We start from the raw sequence: 16,596 nt of genomic DNA, 5'->3' as shown, positions 1-16,596 counted from the left end.
CTGCTGCGGACCTGCTTCATGGACGAAGCGAAGCGTCAGTGCCCGCCCATCATCATGCCCGGCTCGGAAGAAGGCGCGGCGCCTTCCTGCGGCTTCGGACGGCTCAGCAGGAAGCCGAGCACGACGCCGGTCGCCGCGATCCAGATGAGCAGCGCGAACGTGTCGCCGTACGAGGCGCTGAGCAGCTCGGCGGGCTGCGCGCCCAGCTCCGGGCCGTTGTCCTTGATGCGGCCGGTCAGGTAGGTCGAGAGGCCGGCGATGGCGAACGAGCTGACGACCTGCTGCGCCGCCGCCGTCAGCGACGTGACGCGTCCGACCAGCTGGGCCGGAGCCGACTGGATGATATGCGTGTTGAGCGGCATCATCGACAGGCCCATGCCGGCGCCGATCAGCGCGAGCGGCAGGATGAGCGAGCCGACGCCGGTGTCCGCCTCGATGCCGGAGAGCAGGAACGCCGCCACGCTCACGAGCGCCATGCCCGTCATGACGAGCGGGCGCGCCCCGACCTTGTCGTACAGCCTGCCGCCGATCGGCATGAACAGGCCGGCGGCGAGCGCCTGCGGCAGCAGGATGAGGCCGGTGTCCAGCGCCCCGTAGCCTTTGGCCGTCTGCAGGAACAGCGGCAGCAGGAAGATCGTGCCGAACAGCGCCGCCTGGGAGATCCATTGCACGAGGATGCCCTTGGTGAAGTTCGGCGAGCGGAATACGCGCAGCTCGAGCAGCGGGTTCGAGCGGCGCAGCTCCGCGATGATGAAGACGACGAGCGCAACGCCGCCGACGATGAGTCCCGTCAGCGTGCGCGCCGACGTCCAGTCCGTGCCGCCCTCGGAGACGCCGTAGGCGAGCGCGGCGAACGCCAGCGGGCCGAACACGATGCCCATCATGTCGAGCACGGGCACCGTCTGGCGGTCGATGACCGGCAGCGTGCGCAGCGCGACGATGACGGCGATGACGCCGATCGGCAGGTTGATGAGGAAGATCCAGTGCCAGGACACGTACTCCACGAGCCAGCCCGAGACGACCGGACCGAGCGCCGGAGCGAGCAGCATCGGGATGCCGATCATGCCCATCACCGCGCCGACCTTGCCCGGAGGCGCGATCCGATACGTGAACGCCATCGCGATCGGCGCGACCATGCCCCCGCCGAGCCCTTGCAGCACGCGGAACGCGATCAGCTGCTCCGCGCTGCCGGCCATCGCGCACAGCGCGGAGCCGAGCGTGAACAGCACGACGGACAGAATGAAGATCGTCTTGGCTCCGAACCGGTCCGACAGCCAGCCGGCCAGCGGGATGACTGCGGCCTGCGCGAGCGCGTAGCCGGTGATCGTCCACTGGATGAGCGACAGCGACGCGCCTCCGAAGTCCTGCTGCAGCTTCGGCACGGCGACGTTCATCGCCGTCCCGTCCAGAATGACCATGAACATTCCGATGATGATCGCCACCAGCGGCGCCAGTATGGCCCGCATCGACAGCTCCGGTCCGGCCGGGCCGCCCCCTGCGACTTGCGACATGCTCTCCACTCCTTCATCTCTCTTTTCCTTCCCTCCGCCCGGAGGCGCCGGCCGCGGTCCGCCCTTCATTGACCCCTGCCCGCAGAAGGGATAAAATAAGGCAGCAAGCGGCTTCGAGCCGTCCGGTACGGCAAGCGGACAATTGTCCGCTTATGGGAAACGTTTTGACTATAGCGGACAATTGTCCGCCTGTCAACGACGTTTTTTAGTTGTAAACTTTTTAGGAAAGAGATGAAAGCGCATGCCGATTCCGGATAAACGAAAAGGATCCCGCGAGCTGAGCGCATCCATATTGGATACGGCGCGCAGCCTGTTCGCCGAGCATGGCGTCGATGCGGTCAGCATGCACCAGATCGCCAAGGCGGCCGGAGTCGGCCAGGGCACCTTGTACCGCCGGTACGCCCAGAAGGGCGACCTGTGCCTATGCCTGATGGAGGAGGAGTTCCACAGGCTGCGGGAGTCGATCCTCGTCCGGCTGGAAGCGCTCGCCGGCGAGCCTCCGTGCGTGCGTCTGGCGGCGTTGGCGACGCTCGTCGTCGAGCATCTGATCGCGGACAGCCGCATCGTCGAAGCGATGCACACGGCGATCTACAACGGGCGCAACACGTTCAAGGAGATCGAGCAGTTCTATGAGAGCCCTCCCTACCGCTTCCTGTACGAGACGATCCAGGCGCTGCTGGACGAAGCCCGGATCAAGGGACAGACGATCGAGGCGGTCGATCCGGCCGTGAGCGCCCATCTGCTCATCTCGCTGTTCTCGCCGCAGTCGCTGCTTCATCTGCACGAAAAGCTGGAGGTCGATCCCGAGGAGATCGTCCGGCGCATCGTCTGCACCGCGATCCGGCCGCTGTTCCGCGCGGAGTAGCGCCGCGCCGGCCGCTTTTTTCGCCGTGTCCGCACGCGCGGCTTCCCCGATCCGAGGCATCGCGCCCGCGATGCTTCGGATTTTTTCTGTCGGCGTCCTCTCCGCATCGCCTTGGTCCGACGCGAAAAAGCCGCCCCGGCCGTTCGGAAGAACGGTCGGGGCGGCCGAAGCCAAGCCTGCTGGCGCAGGGTAAAGCCTGCTGTCGCCAGAGCACAGCCGGCGGCGCGAATGCGCCTCAAGCCTCAAGCCTGCTGCAGCGCCGCTTCGACCTCCTCGCGGGAGGGCAGGCCGTCCTGCGCGCCGAAGCGCGTCACCGCCAGCGAGGCCGCCTGCACGGCGAAGCGCAGCGCCTCCAGCAGCTCGGCGTCGCCCGCGGCGGCTCCCTGCGCGGCCAGCTCCGCGAGCTTGACGCACAGCGCCGCGTTCAGCGTGTCGCCGGCTCCGGTCGTATCGACGACCTCGACGCGCGGCGCCGGCACCGTCACGAGGCGTCCGTCCTCGCCGACGAACGAGCAGCCGGCGGCGCCGCGCGTGACGATGACGCGGCCGCCCACGCTTGCCTGCCAGGCGGCGATCGCCTCGCGCAGCTCGTCCTCCGACTCGGCGGATGCCCCCGTCAAGGCGGCGAACTCGGTCTCGTTCGGCGTGATGTAGTCGGCGAGCTCGAGCAGCTCCCGGGGCAGCTGCTGCGCCGGCGCGGGATTGAGCACCGTCGCGACGCCGGCCTCGCGGGCGATGCGCAGCGCCGCGCGCACGCCCTCCAGCGGGATCTCGAGCTGCACGAGCAGCGCCTGCGCGCGCTCGATCGACTCGCGCCGGCTTTCCACCCACGCCTCGCCGCATTCCCCGTTCGCGCCGGCGACGATGACGATGCAGTTGTCCTCCGGCGTATGATAGATCGAGGCGACGCCGGTCGGCTCGCTCGGATGGACGCCGATGCCGGAGGCGCCGACCCCCATCCGCCGCATCTGCTCCAGCAGCTGCTTGCCGAAGGCATCCTCGCCGACGCGGCCGATCATCTCGGTCGCCGCTCCAAGCCGGGCGCAGCCGGCCGCCTGATTGGCGCCTTTGCCGCCGGGCAGCGTATGCAGCGCGCTGCCGCTGATCGTCTCTCCGGCCAGCGGCATCCGGCCCATGCTGATGACCAGATCCATATTGAGGCTGCCGGCCACGGCGACGCGCGGCGGCGCCGCCGCGCGTCCCGGGACGTCCCGCCTTTGCGGCGCGGCTTCCGGAGCCGCTCCGTTCCTCTCGTTCGCTCCTTGCTTCATCATGCCTGCACGCACCTTTCCTTCATTTCAGCCTCTCTCATTCTAGCTCATTTCAAGCTTCCTGCGCAGGGGAGCGATGGCGGGAAAGCACGGCTATAAGGAAATTCGCCTCCACCGGCAATCGCCGATCCGGTATAATGGAGATTGTTTCCTGCAGGACGACAACGATAACGAAAGAGGTGTCCCTCGTGTTGAAATTCAGCGAATACCGCTACGAACGGCCGGACCGCGAAGCGGCAGCCGACGCCTTCAAGGAAAAGATCGCCGCCATGCGCGCCGCCGCCAGCCTCGAGGAGCTGCTGGAGGCGATCTCCGCCGTGAACAAGCTGCGCAACGAGATCGAGACGATGTTCCAGCTCGTCTACATCCGCCACTCCATCAATACCGAGGATGCCTTCTACAAAGCCGAGCAGGACTACTCCGACGAGACGTCCCCGATCCTCCAGGAGTACGTCACGGACTACTACCGCGCCCTCACCGAGTCCCCGTTCCGCAGCGGGATCGAGGAGAAGTACGGCACGCAGCTGCTGCGCACGGCCGAGCTCGCGCTCAAGACGTTCAAGCCGGAGATCATCGAGGACCTCCAGCTCGAGAACAAGCTGCGCACCGAATACAGCCAGCTGATCGCCTCCGCCCGGATTCCGTTCGACGGCGAGGAGCGCACGCTGTCCCAGCTGACGCCGTATACCCAGTCGACGGATCGCGCCACCCGCAAAAGCGCCAGCGAAGCGGCCTTCGGCTTCCTCGCCGGCAACGAGGCCGAGCTCGACCGCATCTACGACGAGCTCGTCCAGGTGCGCACGCGCATCGCCCGCCAGCTCGGCTACGAGAACTACGTGCAGCTCGGCTACGACCGCCTCGGCCGCACCGATTACGACGCGGCGATGGTCGCGAACTTCCGCCGCCAGGTGCGCGAGCATATCGTGCCGGTCGCCTCCCGCCTGTACGAGCGCCAGCAGGCCCGCATCGGCGTGGACAAGCTCCATTACTACGACGAGGGCTTCCGCTTCAAGAGCGGCAACCCGACGCCCAAGGGCGATCCCGACTGGATCCTCGAGCAGGGACGACGCATGTACCGCGAGATGAGCCCCGAGCTCGACGAGTTCTTCACGTTCATGTCCGAGCGCGAGCTGCTCGACCTGCTGAGCAAGAAGGGCAAGGAAGGCGGCGGCTACTGCACGTACATCTTCGATTACGAGTCGCCGTTCATCTTCGCCAACTTCAACGGCACCTCCGGCGACATCGACGTGCTGACGCATGAGGCGGGCCACGCGTTCCAGGTGTACATGAGCCGCGGCTTCGACGTGCCGGAGTATTTGTGGCCGACGATGGAGGCGGCGGAGATCCACTCCATGAGCATGGAGTTCCTCGCTTGGCCGTGGATGGAGCTGTTCTTCCAAGAAGATACGGACAAATACCGCTTCGACCATCTCGCCTCCGCGCTCAGCTTCATTCCGTATGGCGTGAGCGTCGACGAGTTCCAGCACTTCGTCTACGAGCATCCCGAGGCGACGCCGGCCGAGCGCAAGGCCAAGTGGCGGGAAATCGAGCGCGTCTACACGCCGCATCGCAGCTTCGACGGCAACGCCTACCTTGAAGGCGGCGGCCGCTGGCAGCGCCAGAGCCACATCTACCAGACGCCGTTCTACTATATCGACTACACGCTGGCCCAGCTGTGCGCCTTCCAGTTCTGGAAGCGCTCGAGGGAGGACTTCGACGCCGCCTGGCAGGACTACCTCGCTCTTTGCCGGCTCGGCGGCAGCAAGTCCTTCACCGCGCTCGCCGCTAGCGCGGGGCTGCTGTCTCCGTTCGAGGACGGCTCCGTGACGAGCGTCATCGGCGAGATCCGCAGCTGGCTCGACAGCGTCGACGACAGCAGCTTCTAAGCCCTTTTTTCCGCAGCCCTTTCCTTGAATTTCAAGGAAAAGGGCTGTTTTTTGCCACCAAATCGCTTTTATTCCGTATAATAAGGGTAATTAGCTAACAAAAAGGGGGGAAAGGTCATGATGAATCGCTCGGGCTCGCCCGCACGCTGGCTTACGCTGCTGCTGGTCGCCCTGATCCTGATCTGCTCCACGCCCACCCCTCCGATCCTGCTGCCGGAAGCAGCCGCCGCCGGGGCGGCCGCCGAAAGCGCCATGTCCCGTTCGTTCGACACCGGCGTGCCCGTGACGGCCCGCTCCTATGCGGCCGAACGGGAGCAGTCGGGTCCGCTCCATCGTCCCGATCCTCCGTCGCAAGCTCCGTCCGCGCTCGCGCCGCCCTTGGCCGCCGCGATTTTGATGCTGGCCGCGGTATTCGCCGCTCCCGCCTGGTCGCGCAAGCTGCGCACCGCGCCATCCGTCGCCCGCCGGCTCGTCCGCTGCCTGCTCGCTCCTGTCCGCAGCGCCTCTTATGCCGCCTGACGCAAGGCTCGTCCTCCCCCCGCCCGGCCTGTCGCCGCGCGGAGCGGACGCTCTCTGCTTTTTCGGCGGGGAGCGATAGGATTCGGCTTTTTTCGGCAAGCTAACGCACTAGAGGAGAGAACCCACTACAGGAGGTAGATGTATGGACATCAGAGAGACGTACCTGCCGGGAATCGGCAAAAAATTCCAGATCAAGTCGCGCGGGGGCGACGTGCTGATCGTCGTCGTGCATGACGACGGCCGCCGCGAGTGCTATATGGAAGCGGATCGGGACAACGACTTCAAGCCCGTCTTCTCGCTCGACGACGACGAGGCGCGCATGCTCGCCTCCATCGTCGGCGGCATGCAATACAAGCCGCGCGCGCTGGAGAACATCGAGATGGTGCTCGACGACCTCATCATCGAATGGTACCGGGTGGAGCCGACCTACAAGAGCGTCGGCAGCTCCATCGGGCAGCTCGGAGTCCGCAACCGTTCCGGCGCGAGCGTGCTCGCCGTCGTCGAGAAAGGCGGAGCGACGAAGCATATCAACCCGGGACCCGATCTGGTCCTCACCGAGGAGGCACTCCTGATCGTAGCCGGCGAACGCAGCCAGCAAAAGGCGTTCCGCGACATCCTGAAGAACGGATGTGAGTGACGATGGACCATCTCGTCATGGAAATCGGCCTCGCCATCGGCCTCGTCGCGCTTGCAGGCATACTGTCCGCCAAGCTCAAGTTTTCCGTCATCCCGTTCTACATCATTGTCGGCATGCTCGTCGGCCCGCATGCGTTCAAGATCGGACACTTCGACTTCCGCTTCGTCGAAAGCGCCGAGCTCATCCACTTCTTCGGCCGCATCGGCGTGCTGTTCCTGCTGCTGTACCTCGGCCTTGAATTCTCCGTCGGCCGGCTCATTAAGTCGGGCAAGTCGATCGTCGTCGGAGGCAGCATCTACATCGGCATCAACTTCACGCTCGGCCTGCTCTACGGCTTCCTGACCGGCCTGCCGCTGTCCGAGGTGCTGATCATCGCCGGCATCACGACGATCTCCTCCAGCGCCATCGTCGCCAAGGTGCTCGTCGACCTGAAGCGGACCGCCAACCAGGAGACCGAGATGATCCTCGGCATCATCATGTTCGAGGACGTCTTCCTGGCCCTCTACATCTCCATCGTATCCGGCCTCGTGCTCAGCTCGTCCTCGAGCCTCGGCGGCGTGCTGCTGTCGGCGCTGATCGCGCTCGTGTTCATGCTCGGCGTGCTCATCGTCGGACGCAAGCTCGTCCCTCAGCTGAACCGCTGGCTCGACATCCGCTCCAACGAGCTGTTCCTGCTCATCGTATTCGGCTCGCTGTTCCTGATCGCAGGCTTCGCCGAGACGATCCACGTCGCCGAGGCGATCGGCGCGCTGCTCGTCGGGCTCGTGCTGGCCGAGACCCAGCATGCCCACCGCATCGAAAAGCTCATCCTGCCGTTCCGCGATTTCTTCGGAGCGATGTTCTTCTTCAGCTTCGGCCTCACGATCGATCCGACCGCCCTTGGCGGAGCCGTATGGATGGCGCTCGGCGCTGTCGCGATCACGCTGGTCGGCAACTTCGCCGCAGGCATGCTCGCGGGCCGCAGCGCGGGCATTCCGCCGTACGCCTCCGCCAAGATCGGCCTGACGATCGTCGCGCGCGGCGAGTTCTCGATCATCATGGCCAATCTGGCGATGGCCGGCGGCCTGGCCGCCATCATTCAGCCGTTCGCCGCGCTGTACGTGCTGATCCTCGCGATTCTCGGGCCGCTGCTGACCAAGGAAAGCAAGTGGGTATTCCGGATGCTCGATCCGATCTTCAAGTTCAACGCTCGCTACGACCGCCGGCAGCAGCAGGCTCCGGAGACGAGCAGCTGACGATCCGCCGGCCGGCGCCTTGCCGCCGCGCCGGTTCCTCCACTCGCCAAAAAGCGGTCAGAGCCCTAGGCTGCTGACCGCTTTCTTTTTTGCCGGCTTGCCCTACGTGTCGGAGGAGCCGATGAAGTTGAAGCTTTCCGGTCCGACGCGCGTGGCGCCGAGAGCCGAGACCGAGGCGAATACGGTGTAGGTCTGGACGGCGTTCGGAGCGAAGAAGTCGGAGCCGGCGATATTGATGAGCTGCGGTCCGAGCAGGCTGATGTCGAGCACCTGGGCAGCGGAGAAGACAAGCGTATCCGTCGGCAGCGTGCCGCGCACGACGCTGATCGTCACCGTCGTCGCCACCGGCAGCAAGCCGAGCTGGATGGCCATCATGCCGACAAAATCGACCCGCGTCTGACCTGAGACTCCGGCAGTCAGGTCGAGCGTCTGCTGGGCGATAAGCTGATCTTCGTTGATGATCGTGATCGGAATTGCGATCGAGTTCGCGAAGCTGGCGTTCTGGCTAGTCTTAAGATCAAGGAAGCGGGACATAGGAACCCTCCTTTCCAACGAGGATAGGATAGCATATGATAGGTTTCTAGATTTGGAATGGATGGAAGCCCCTTCGCGCCATATTTCTCTCCATCCGCATTCTTGCCGCCAAAGGAGTGAGTCCGCATGAAGCAGCTGCGCAAGCGCCTGAACCGACAGGAGCTGAACGAGGCCGTCGCCCTCGCCGACCGGATTTTCCGCGAGGAAGGCGAGCCCTCGATGGGGACGAGCTTTCCCCGCATCTTCGATCCGGCGATCGGCTTGTCGATCGGCATCGCCGAGGAGGGCCGCCTCGTCTCGTTCATCGGGTTCGTGCCCCATCAGATCCGGATCGGCCCCGCGCTGCTGAGCGTCTGCGCGCTCGGCTCCGTCTGCACGCATCCCGACTATCGGGGGCAGGGACATGCCAGCGTGCTGCTCCAGGAAGCGTTCCATCAGGCGGAGCGGATGGAAGCGGCGCTCATGCTCGTCTCCGGCACGCGCTCCCTCTACCGGCGGGGCGGCTGCCATGCCTTCGGCTCGGTGCGCCGCTACCGCCTCGCCGCCGCGCCGGACGCGGCGCAGACGCTGCCGCCGGGCATGCGCGTCCGGCCGATGGCGGCCGACGACTGGTTCCGGCTCAAGGAGCTTGCCGACGCCAAGCCGGCCGGCTATTTGCGCAGCATCCCCGACTTCGCGTCCGAGCTGGCGAGCGAAGCGGTCGCGGCGATGTACGGCTTCCATCACGAGGTGCTCGTCGCCGAGGCTGCCGGTCGGCTGCTCGCCTATGTCGTCATCGCCGCCGGACCGATCCCGGACGGCTCCGACCTGGAGCCGTTCGTCGTCGAATGGGGCGGCAAGGCCGCCGACGTCCTGCCGCTCGCGCGCGCAGCGATGGCGCAGCTGGAGCTCTCCTCCCTGCTGCTGTTCGCTTCCGCCCATGAGCGCCGCATGATGCAGCTGCTGGAAGGGCATCCTTACACCGACAGCCACAACCAAGGCACCGTCCGCATCATGAACCTGCCGCTGCTCTGGCGGCAGCTGCAGCCATACTTCGAGGCGAAAGCGGCGGCAGCCGGCAGCCGGCTCCCGGACTGGACCGTCGAGCGGCTGGCCGAGGGCGAGCATGCCCTCGCGCTTGACGGGCGCCTCATACCGCTGAGCGCGCGCGACTGGACGCTGCTCCTGTTCGACGGACCCGACGCCGAGCCGGATGACGGTCCTGACGCCTTCGTCCGGCAGCAGGCCGCGGAGCGCGAGCGCGATTCGGCGGATCTGCTGCCCGCGCTCGCCGGCGCCTCCGGCGGCAGCGCCGAGGCCGAATCGGCGGCCGCGAGCGAGAGCGGCGGCGCTTCGAGCCGGGCTCGGGCCTCCGGCCGCACCGGCAAGCCCGGCACGGCCGCAGCCGCGGCGGAATGCCCGGCCGACCCCCGCTCCTCGAGCGGGACGAGCCGCCATTTGCCTTTGACCGATGCCGAAGCCCGGCAGCTGCGGACCTACTTTCCGCTCCCGTTTCCATATACGGCCGGACTCAGCTATATTTGACCGGCTCCTGCGTCCTTCGCCCGTGCGCCTTGCTGCCCGCGAAGGACGCTTTCTGTTTCGCGGCAGAGCATTAGCGCGAGCTTTTGACGGAAGGGCGGGGCGCATGGTAGAATCTGCCCGGCTTCACCCTCGGCTTGTACGAGAGAAGGATATGCAGAAGGGATGAATAGAAGATGGCGTTTAGACTCGAGCATGACTTTCTTGGAGAAAAAGAAGTTCCGGAGAGCGCCTATTACGGCATCCAGACGCTCCGCGCCGTCGAAAACTTCCCGATCACCGGCGTGCCGATCCATCCGGAGCTGCTCGTCGCGCTGGCCCATGTGAAAAAAGCCGCCGCACGCGCCAACATGGACGTCCATCTGCTGCAGTCGTCGATCGGCGAAGCGATCGTGAAGGCGTCCGAAGAGGTGATCGAGCAGCAGCTGCTCGACCAGTTCATCGTCGACAGCATTCAAGGCGGCGCCGGGACGTCCATCAATATGAACATGAACGAGGTGCTGGCCAACCGGGCGCTCGAGCTGCTCGGACGGGAAAAGGGCGACTACTTCCACTGCAGTCCGAACAACCATGTGAACATGTCGCAGTCGACGAACGACGCGATCCCGACCGCGCTGCGCATCGCCGCCTATACGCTGACCCAGCATCTGCTCGAGGCGCTGCAAGCGCTGCAGGACGGCTTCCTCGCCAAGCGCGACGAGTTCGACAGCGTCATCAAGATGGGCCGCACGCATCTGCAGGATGCCGTGCCGATCCGCCTCGGCCAGGAATTCGGCGCCTACGCCGCCGTGCTCGGCCGCGACATCGCCCGCATCCGCAGCGCGGCCCTTCATGCGCTGACCGTCAACATGGGCGCGACGGCGGTCGGCACCGGCCTCAACGCCAAGCCGGAGTACATTTCCTCCGTCATCGCCCATCTGCAGGAGCAGACGGGGCTGCCGATCCGCGCCGCCGACGATCTCGTCGACGCCACGCAGAACAGCGACGCCTACACCGAGCTGTCGGCCGCCCTCAAGGTATGCGCGGTCAACCTGTCCAAAATCTGCAACGACATCCGCCTGATGGCTTCCGGTCCGCGCGTCGGCCTCGCCGAGCTGTCGCTGCCGCCGCGCCAGCCGGGCTCGTCGATCATGCCGGGCAAGGTCAATCCCGTCATGGCCGAGGTCGTCAACCAGGTCGCCTTCCAGGTGATGGGCAACGACCATACGCTGTGCATGGCATGCGAGGCGGGACAGTTCGAGCTCAACGTCATGGGTCCGGTCATCGCCTTCAACCTGCTGCAGTCGCTCAAGATTCTGCGCAACGGCGTCGACGTGTTCCTCCGCCATGCCGTCGAGGGCATGCAGGCGAACCGCGAGCGCTGCGAGAGCTATGTCGCGAACTCGTTCGGCATCGTCACCGCGCTCAACCCGCATCTCGGATACGAGGTGGCGGCCCAGCTCGTCAAGGAGGCGCTCGCGACCGGCCTGACGATCCGCGAGCTGATCCTCGAGCGCGGCCTGCTTACGCCGGAGGAGATGACCGAGATTCTCGATCCGTACGCGATGACCTCGCCCGGCATTGCCGGCGAGCATCTGCTCGAGGACGCGAAGTAATTTCCGGTTCTAAAAGAAATGTTGCCGCCCTGCCCGTCCGCCTTGTTTGCGCCGCTTGTCCCCTTGGTGATGTTCTGAGTAGCTCGAGCTGACAGAGAGGACATTCGACCAACCGAGGAGGAATCGAGATGACGGCACCAGTGGTAGGGATATTCCGAACGGAGAAGGATGCGCTGCATGCGATGGAGGAGCTGAAGGCCGCCGGCTGGAGCAAGGAGCAGCTGTCGGTCATACGGCGGACCCGCGAGGAGGTATGCCGGGTAGAGTCGCAGACGGGAACGAACGCTTCGGAGGGCATGGTGTCCGGAGGGCTGGCCGGGGCCGTGCTCGGCGGGGCGGCGGGCGTGCTGGCGACGGCGGGCTTGCTGTTCGTGCCCGGCATCGGGCCGCTGCTGGCGGCCGGGCCGATCGCTACGGTGCTGGCCGGAGCGGCGTTCGGCGGCAGCGCCGGCACGCTTGTCGGCGGCCTCGCCGGCCTCGGCATCCCGGATCATCAAGCGGAGCAGTACCGGACGCTCGTCGAGCAGGATCATGTGCTCGTCATCGCTACGGCCGACGCAGGCAATCAGGCGCTGGCGGAGCGGATCGTGACGGCATGCGGCTCGCTCGAAGGGGCTGCCGCCGAATTGGCGGCCGCAGAGGCGATCGCGCTGGACAGGGGCCGGCTGCGCGACGAGGCCGCGGCTCCCGGCTCGGCGGACCGCGCCGTCCGCCTGAACCGGGTGCGGGAGGAATCCGCCGCCGCGGCCGGAGCCGCATCGGGCGCAGCGGCCGAGGACGTGCGGGTGCTGATCGGTCCGCGGCCCGGCGAGAGCACGGTCGACGCTCCCGCTCCGGCGCAGGAGCTGATCGTGCCGATCCCGCCGGCGGGAGAGTAAGCGATGACGCTCGCCGGAGCAAGCGCCGCGCTCGCCTCCCTGTCCCTGGCCGCAGTCGCCTGGTTCGGCATCCAGTCGCTGCGCAAGCTCCGCTCGACGCTCGACGAGGTGCAGCAGACCGTAGCCGAGCTGCGGAGCCGGATCGATCCGCTCGCGGGCGAAGCGACCTCCCTCGTCCGGACGGCGAACAGCACGATCCGCGAGGTGAAAGGCCGCATCACGACGGTCGATCCGCTGCTGGACAGCGCTCATGACGTAGGCGACGTCATCCATCAGGTCGCCGAATCGTTCAAGCAGGCGATGGCCGAAAAAAGCGTCGGCTCCCGCCCTGGCGCCGCCCCGCGTCCGAGCCGCCCGCTCCCGGGAGAAGCTGTCTCGATCCGCATCGGCGGCCCTTCGGCGGCTTCAGGCCCGCGCAGCCGGTAGCGGATCGGCTCGCGAGGACGAAGCGTCGGACGCGACGGCAGCCCGCATGTCGCGGACCGCGCTTCCGCCGACCGACCAAAGCCCCTCTCGCGATGCGAGAGGGGCTTTTTCGGGCCGCTGGGGCGTGTATGGAAACCACCGGCAGAACCGAGGCACTTTCCGCTCCCTCATGGAGCCGATGTGCACGTTCTGCGCGAGCCGAGGCACTTTCCGCTCCCTCGTGAAGCCGATGTGCACGTTCTGCGCGAGCCAAGGCACTTTCCGCTCCCTCGTTGAGCCGATGCGCACGTTCTGCGCGAGCCAAGGCACTTTCCGCTCCCTCGTGGAGCCGATGCGCCCATTCTGCGCGAGCCGAGGCACTTTACGCTCCCTCGTGGAGCCGATGCGCACGTTCTGCGCGAGCCAAGGCACTTTCCGCTCCCTCGTGGAGCCGATGCGCCCGTTCTGCGCGCACCAAGGCACTTTCCGCTCCCTCATGGAGCCGATGCGCCCATTCTGCGCGAGCCAAGGCACTTTACGCTCCCTCGTGGAGCCGATGCGCACGTTCTGCGCGAGCCGAGGCGCTTTCCGCTCCCCGGCGCCGCCAGTCCAGAGGAAGTGAGGACGCATCCCATCCTGCTTCCGATGGACCTGCTCGCTTCACATGCGGACGAGTCCGCTACACCAGCTCCAGCACCGGCTTATACGTATAGCCGAGGTCGCGGGCGACCGCCTCGTAGGTGATATGGCCGCCCATCGCGTTGACGCCCTCGCGGATCGGCTGCGAGGCGCGGATCGCGGCCGCGGCGCCGAGCGAGGCGAGCTGCAGCGCGAACGGCAGCGTCGCGTTCGTGAGCGCCATCGTCGATGTGTACGGCACCGCGCCAGGGATGTTGGCGACGGCGTAGTGCAGCACGCCATGCTTTTCGAATACCGGATCGTCATGCGTCGTGATGCGGTCGATCGTCTCGACGCTGCCGCCCTGGTCGATCGCCACGTCGACGATGACGGAGCCTTTCTCCATCGAGCGCACCATCTCCTCGGTGACGAGCTTCGGCGCCTTGCCGCCTGGGATGAGCACGGTCGAAATGACGAGGTCCGACTCGCGCACCGACTCCGCCAGATTGTGCGTCGTCGACTGCAGCGTCTGCAGGCGGCTGCCGAAGACGAGCGCCAGGTCGCGCAGCCGGTTCGTGTTCGTGTCGAGCACGGTCACGTCCGCGCCGAGGCCGACCGCCAGCTGCACCGAGCTCGTGCCGGCGATGCCCGCGCCGATGACCGTCACCTTGCCGCGCTTCACGCCGGTCACGCCGGACAGCAGCTTGCCCTTGCCGCCGTAGGCCTTCTCCAGCATCTGCGCGCCGACCTGTACCGCCATCCGGCCGGCCACCTCGCTCATCGGCGCGAGCAGCGGCAGCGCGCCGTTCACGCGGATCGTCTCGTAGGCGACCGCCGTCACGCCCGACGCGCGCAGCGCCTCCGCCAGCTCCGGCTCGGCCGCCAGATGCAGATAGGCGAACAGCAGCAGCCCTTCGCGGAAGAAGCCGTATTCGGCCGGCAGCGGCTCCTTCACCTTCATCACCATCTCGCTCCTGCCCCATACCTCCGCCGCTTCCGGCGCGATCGACGCGCCGGCCGCCTCGTACAGCGCGTCGGCGAATCCGCTCTCCTCGCCTGCGCCGCGCTCGATCAGCACGCTATGGCCGGCCCGGATCAGCTCGGCCGCTCCCATCGGGGTAAGGGCGACGCGGTTCTCGTTGTTTTTGATTTCCTTCGGAATTCCGATTTTCATGGGACAGGCACCTCGTCTATAATAGGGTTGTTTTCCTTTTTCTATGGTACGGCAGCGCGGGACGGGCGGCATCTTACACGTTGTCGAAGCTTTCGCCGCCGCGGGTCGACGTGTTGCCGATAGCTGACATGAACCGGAAGGCGTCTCCTTGCTTCAACTATATGCTCCACGGAAAGGTGTTGTCCCTCCATGAACGTGACGGACTTGCAAGTACGGGACATCCTGCAGCGCCCCTTGTTCGCAGGCGCCAGGCTGGCCGCGGGCGGCCTGGGGATCGGCCGTCCGGTCGGGTGGGTGCATGTGATCGAGATCGTGCGCAACGCGCCTTTCGTCAGCCGCCATGATCTTATTCTTACCACAGGACTGTGGCTCAAACAGTCGATCCAGGATCGGCTCGACTATGTCCGCCAGCTGATCGTGCAGGAAGCGGCCGGCCTCATCCTCGAGCTCGGCACGAGCATCGACGAAGTGCCGGAGGAGGTGCTGGAGCTGGCGGAGGAGCATGGCTTTCCCGTCATCGTCTTTGACCGGCCGGTCCGCTTCTCCGATATTACCCAGGATATCCACGCCCTCATCCTCGGCCGGCGGCGCGGGCAGCAGGATGCGGCCGACCGCTTCGCGCGGCGGCTGCAGCAGCTGACGCTGCAGCACAGCGACATCGCCGCCGTGCTGCGCCTGCTGCATGCCGACACCGGCCGGCAGACGCTGTTCTACTCGCTGCTGGAGCCGGACCGGCATCATCCGCCGCTCGCCGCCGAGCCGGAGCTGCGCGAGCTGGCCGGGCTCGACGTGCGCGAGCTGGAGCAGGCGGGGCGCTTCGGCGACGGGTTCGGCCCGCTGCTGCTGCCGCTGGAGCAGGGCGGGCAGCTGCTGCTGCGCCCGGTGCTCGGCTACGGCCAGCTGCTGGCCGCCGTCGGGCTCGTCGTCGAGGACGCCGAGGAGGCGGAGCTGCGCTCGCCCTATCTGGAGGCGGCCGCCTCCGCCGCGGCCGCGCTGACGCTGCGCACGCAGTTCAGCCGCGAGCATGACGCGCGCCGCCAGGACCGCCTCATCCCCGAGCTGATGGAGGGAAAAGCCCGCAGCGAGGAGCAGGCCCGCTCGCTCGCCGGCCTGCCTGCCGGCGGCGCCGGCGCCGCGCTCGCGCTGCTGCTCGAGCTCGATGCCGACGACGGCGAGGATCGCGGCGACCGGCTCGAGGGAGCGGCGCGCGACCTGCCCGTGCTGCTGCGCACCTTGCTGCGCAAGCACGGCCTGCGCGGCAGCCTGCACGCGGAGTCGGCCTCGCTGACGCGGCTGCTGCTGCTGGCGGACGGCTCGTTCGCCGCCGCCGAGCAGCGGCTGCTCGGCGGCGCGCGGCGCGTGCTCGAGGACGCGCTGCGCTACGCCGGCGAGCAGCTCGGCGGCATGCGGCTGCGCGCCGCCGCGGGCAAAGCCCGCGGAGCGCTGCTCGACGCGCCCGCCGCGTTCCGCGAGGCCGGCCAGGCGCTCGAGATCGCGCGGCGCGTGCCGGAGCTTGGAGAGGCCGTCTTTTACCATGAGCTCGGCGCTTATCAGCTGCTGCAGGCGATACCGGACGCGCAGCTGCTGGGCGGCTACGTGCAGGACCATCTCGGCCCGATCCTGCAGCTGGAGAAGGAAGCCCGCCGGCAGCTGCTCGAGACGCTCGACATGTACCTCAAATGCTTCGGCTCCAAGCACGAGACGGCGCGGCGGCTGTTCATCCACCGGCAGACGCTCTACAACCGGATGGAGCGGCTGAACGAGCTGATCGGCGATCCGTTCCGCGAGCCTCACAAGCGGATCGGCCTGGAGATGGCGCTCATGGCGTACAAGCTCCGCACCGGAGCCGCCATTGCCCGCGGCCCGGGCCCGGGCGAGGCGTAAGCTCTCGCCGAGGGACGCGGCGAACAAGGGAACTTTTTCCCTTGCGGGGCCACGAAGGCCGAG

The 16,596-nt window shown here is 66.8% G+C and carries 15 protein-coding genes; 10 read left to right on the top strand and 5 right to left on the bottom strand.

Going from position 1 to position 16,596, the window contains the following annotated elements; genetic code table 11:
• Positions 1 to 35 precede the first annotated feature (35 nt).
• A complete protein-coding gene (locus tag GE073_RS04725; protein ID WP_153782879.1) occupies positions 36 to 1,511 on the bottom strand; it encodes a DHA2 family efflux MFS transporter permease subunit in 1,476 nt (491 codons plus the stop codon).
• 241 nt (positions 1,512 to 1,752) lie between these two features.
• Between GE073_RS04725 and GE073_RS04720 the strand changes: the two genes are divergently transcribed.
• A complete protein-coding gene (locus GE073_RS04720) occupies positions 1,753 to 2,376 on the top strand; it encodes a TetR/AcrR family transcriptional regulator (protein ID WP_153782878.1) in 624 nt (207 codons plus the stop codon).
• 242 nt (positions 2,377 to 2,618) lie between these two features.
• Here GE073_RS04720 and rbsK read toward each other — a convergent pair whose 3' ends face one another.
• Positions 2,619 to 3,650 carry a ribokinase gene (gene rbsK, locus GE073_RS04715; RefSeq protein ID WP_228551269.1) on the bottom strand — a complete coding sequence of 344 codons (1,032 nt, stop codon included), beginning with the start codon at positions 3,648 to 3,650 and terminating at the stop codon, positions 2,619 to 2,621.
• A gap of 185 nt (positions 3,651 to 3,835) precedes the next feature.
• Between rbsK and GE073_RS04710 the strand changes: the two genes are divergently transcribed.
• The 4 genes from GE073_RS04710 to GE073_RS04695 all read left to right on the top strand — a co-directional run bounded on the left by GE073_RS04710 (position 3,836) and on the right by GE073_RS04695 (position 7,924).
• Positions 3,836 to 5,533: a M3 family oligoendopeptidase gene (locus GE073_RS04710; protein ID WP_416362083.1), complete on the top strand. Its 1,698-nt coding sequence runs from the start codon at positions 3,836 to 3,838 to the stop codon at positions 5,531 to 5,533.
• 117 nt (positions 5,534 to 5,650) lie between these two features.
• A complete protein-coding gene (locus GE073_RS04705) occupies positions 5,651 to 6,052 on the top strand; it encodes a hypothetical protein (protein WP_153782876.1) in 402 nt (133 codons plus the stop codon).
• Between the two features lie 142 nt (positions 6,053 to 6,194).
• Positions 6,195 to 6,689, top strand: a complete 495-nt coding sequence (locus GE073_RS04700; RefSeq protein ID WP_028598088.1) for a cation:proton antiporter regulatory subunit — start codon at positions 6,195 to 6,197, stop codon at positions 6,687 to 6,689.
• Between the two features lie 2 nt (positions 6,690 to 6,691).
• Positions 6,692 to 7,924 (top strand): cation:proton antiporter, encoded by a 1,233-nt coding sequence (locus tag GE073_RS04695; protein WP_101808581.1) that lies wholly within the window; start codon positions 6,692 to 6,694, stop codon positions 7,922 to 7,924.
• A 102-nt stretch (positions 7,925 to 8,026) separates the two neighbouring features.
• On the opposite strand, the gene GE073_RS04690 is transcribed toward GE073_RS04695, so the two are convergent.
• Positions 8,027 to 8,458: a hypothetical protein gene (locus GE073_RS04690; RefSeq protein ID WP_101808580.1), complete on the bottom strand. Its 432-nt coding sequence runs from the start codon at positions 8,456 to 8,458 to the stop codon at positions 8,027 to 8,029.
• A gap of 126 nt (positions 8,459 to 8,584) precedes the next feature.
• Between GE073_RS04690 and GE073_RS04685 the strand changes: the two genes are divergently transcribed.
• The 4 genes from GE073_RS04685 to GE073_RS04670 all read left to right on the top strand — a co-directional run bounded on the left by GE073_RS04685 (position 8,585) and on the right by GE073_RS04670 (position 12,878).
• The gene (locus GE073_RS04685) at positions 8,585 to 9,982 is read left to right on the top strand and encodes a GNAT family N-acetyltransferase (protein WP_153782875.1); all 1,398 of its coding nucleotides are present in this window, start codon (positions 8,585 to 8,587) and stop codon (positions 9,980 to 9,982) included.
• 173 nt (positions 9,983 to 10,155) lie between these two features.
• On the top strand, positions 10,156 to 11,574 hold the full coding sequence (gene aspA / locus GE073_RS04680; protein ID WP_153782874.1) for an aspartate ammonia-lyase: 1,419 nt from the start codon (positions 10,156 to 10,158) through the stop codon (positions 11,572 to 11,574).
• A 128-nt stretch (positions 11,575 to 11,702) separates the two neighbouring features.
• A complete protein-coding gene (locus GE073_RS04675) occupies positions 11,703 to 12,452 on the top strand; it encodes a general stress protein (protein WP_153782873.1) in 750 nt (249 codons plus the stop codon).
• Positions 12,453 to 12,455: 3 nt separating this feature from the next.
• Positions 12,456 to 12,878, top strand: a complete 423-nt coding sequence (locus GE073_RS04670; protein ID WP_153782872.1) for a DUF948 domain-containing protein — start codon at positions 12,456 to 12,458, stop codon at positions 12,876 to 12,878.
• On the opposite strand, the gene GE073_RS04665 is transcribed toward GE073_RS04670, so the two are convergent.
• Both GE073_RS04665 and ald read right to left on the bottom strand, forming a co-directional pair.
• The gene (locus GE073_RS04665) at positions 12,858 to 13,487 is read right to left on the bottom strand and encodes a hypothetical protein (protein WP_153782871.1); all 630 of its coding nucleotides are present in this window, start codon (positions 13,485 to 13,487) and stop codon (positions 12,858 to 12,860) included. The two genes, GE073_RS04670 and GE073_RS04665, sit on opposite strands and share 21 nt — an antisense overlap.
• Positions 13,488 to 13,536: 49 nt before the next feature.
• Entirely contained in the window at positions 13,537 to 14,649 is a 1,113-nt protein-coding gene (gene ald / locus GE073_RS04660) for an alanine dehydrogenase (protein WP_153782870.1), read from the bottom strand.
• Between the two features lie 189 nt (positions 14,650 to 14,838).
• Between ald and GE073_RS04655 the strand changes: the two genes are divergently transcribed.
• Positions 14,839 to 16,533: a PucR family transcriptional regulator gene (locus GE073_RS04655; protein ID WP_153782869.1), complete on the top strand. Its 1,695-nt coding sequence runs from the start codon at positions 14,839 to 14,841 to the stop codon at positions 16,531 to 16,533.
• Positions 16,534 to 16,596: the final 63 nt, after the last annotated feature.

The sequence above is a fragment of the Paenibacillus sp. B01 genome, from assembly GCF_009649995.1.
Taxonomy (GTDB): Bacteria; Bacillota; Bacilli; order Paenibacillales; family Paenibacillaceae; genus Paenibacillus_O; species Paenibacillus_O pasadenensis.
Note: the sequence above shows the minus strand (reverse complement) of the source record. Positions and strands in the feature narration are given on the sequence as shown.

Coding starts and splice junctions, on each gene's coding strand:
- GE073_RS04665 (WP_153782871.1), bottom strand. CDS start 13,487: ATGCGTCCTCACTTCCTCTGGACTGGCGGCGCCGGGGAGCGGAAAGCG.
- ald (WP_153782870.1), bottom strand. CDS start 14,649: ATGAAAATCGGAATTCCGAAGGAAATCAAAAACAACGAGAACCGCGTC.
- GE073_RS04670 (WP_153782872.1), top strand. CDS start 12,456: ATGACGCTCGCCGGAGCAAGCGCCGCGCTCGCCTCCCTGTCCCTGGCC.
- GE073_RS04685 (WP_153782875.1), top strand. CDS start 8,585: ATGAAGCAGCTGCGCAAGCGCCTGAACCGACAGGAGCTGAACGAGGCC.
- aspA (WP_153782874.1), top strand. CDS start 10,156: ATGGCGTTTAGACTCGAGCATGACTTTCTTGGAGAAAAAGAAGTTCCG.
- GE073_RS04690 (WP_101808580.1), bottom strand. CDS start 8,458: ATGTCCCGCTTCCTTGATCTTAAGACTAGCCAGAACGCCAGCTTCGCG.
- GE073_RS04705 (WP_153782876.1), top strand. CDS start 5,651: ATGATGAATCGCTCGGGCTCGCCCGCACGCTGGCTTACGCTGCTGCTG.
- GE073_RS04675 (WP_153782873.1), top strand. CDS start 11,703: ATGACGGCACCAGTGGTAGGGATATTCCGAACGGAGAAGGATGCGCTG.
- rbsK (WP_228551269.1), bottom strand. CDS start 3,650: ATGATGAAGCAAGGAGCGAACGAGAGGAACGGAGCGGCTCCGGAAGCC.
- GE073_RS04725 (WP_153782879.1), bottom strand. CDS start 1,511: ATGTCGCAAGTCGCAGGGGGCGGCCCGGCCGGACCGGAGCTGTCGATG.
- GE073_RS04700 (WP_028598088.1), top strand. CDS start 6,195: ATGGACATCAGAGAGACGTACCTGCCGGGAATCGGCAAAAAATTCCAG.
- GE073_RS04720 (WP_153782878.1), top strand. CDS start 1,753: ATGCCGATTCCGGATAAACGAAAAGGATCCCGCGAGCTGAGCGCATCC.
- GE073_RS04695 (WP_101808581.1), top strand. CDS start 6,692: ATGGACCATCTCGTCATGGAAATCGGCCTCGCCATCGGCCTCGTCGCG.
- GE073_RS04655 (WP_153782869.1), top strand. CDS start 14,839: ATGAACGTGACGGACTTGCAAGTACGGGACATCCTGCAGCGCCCCTTG.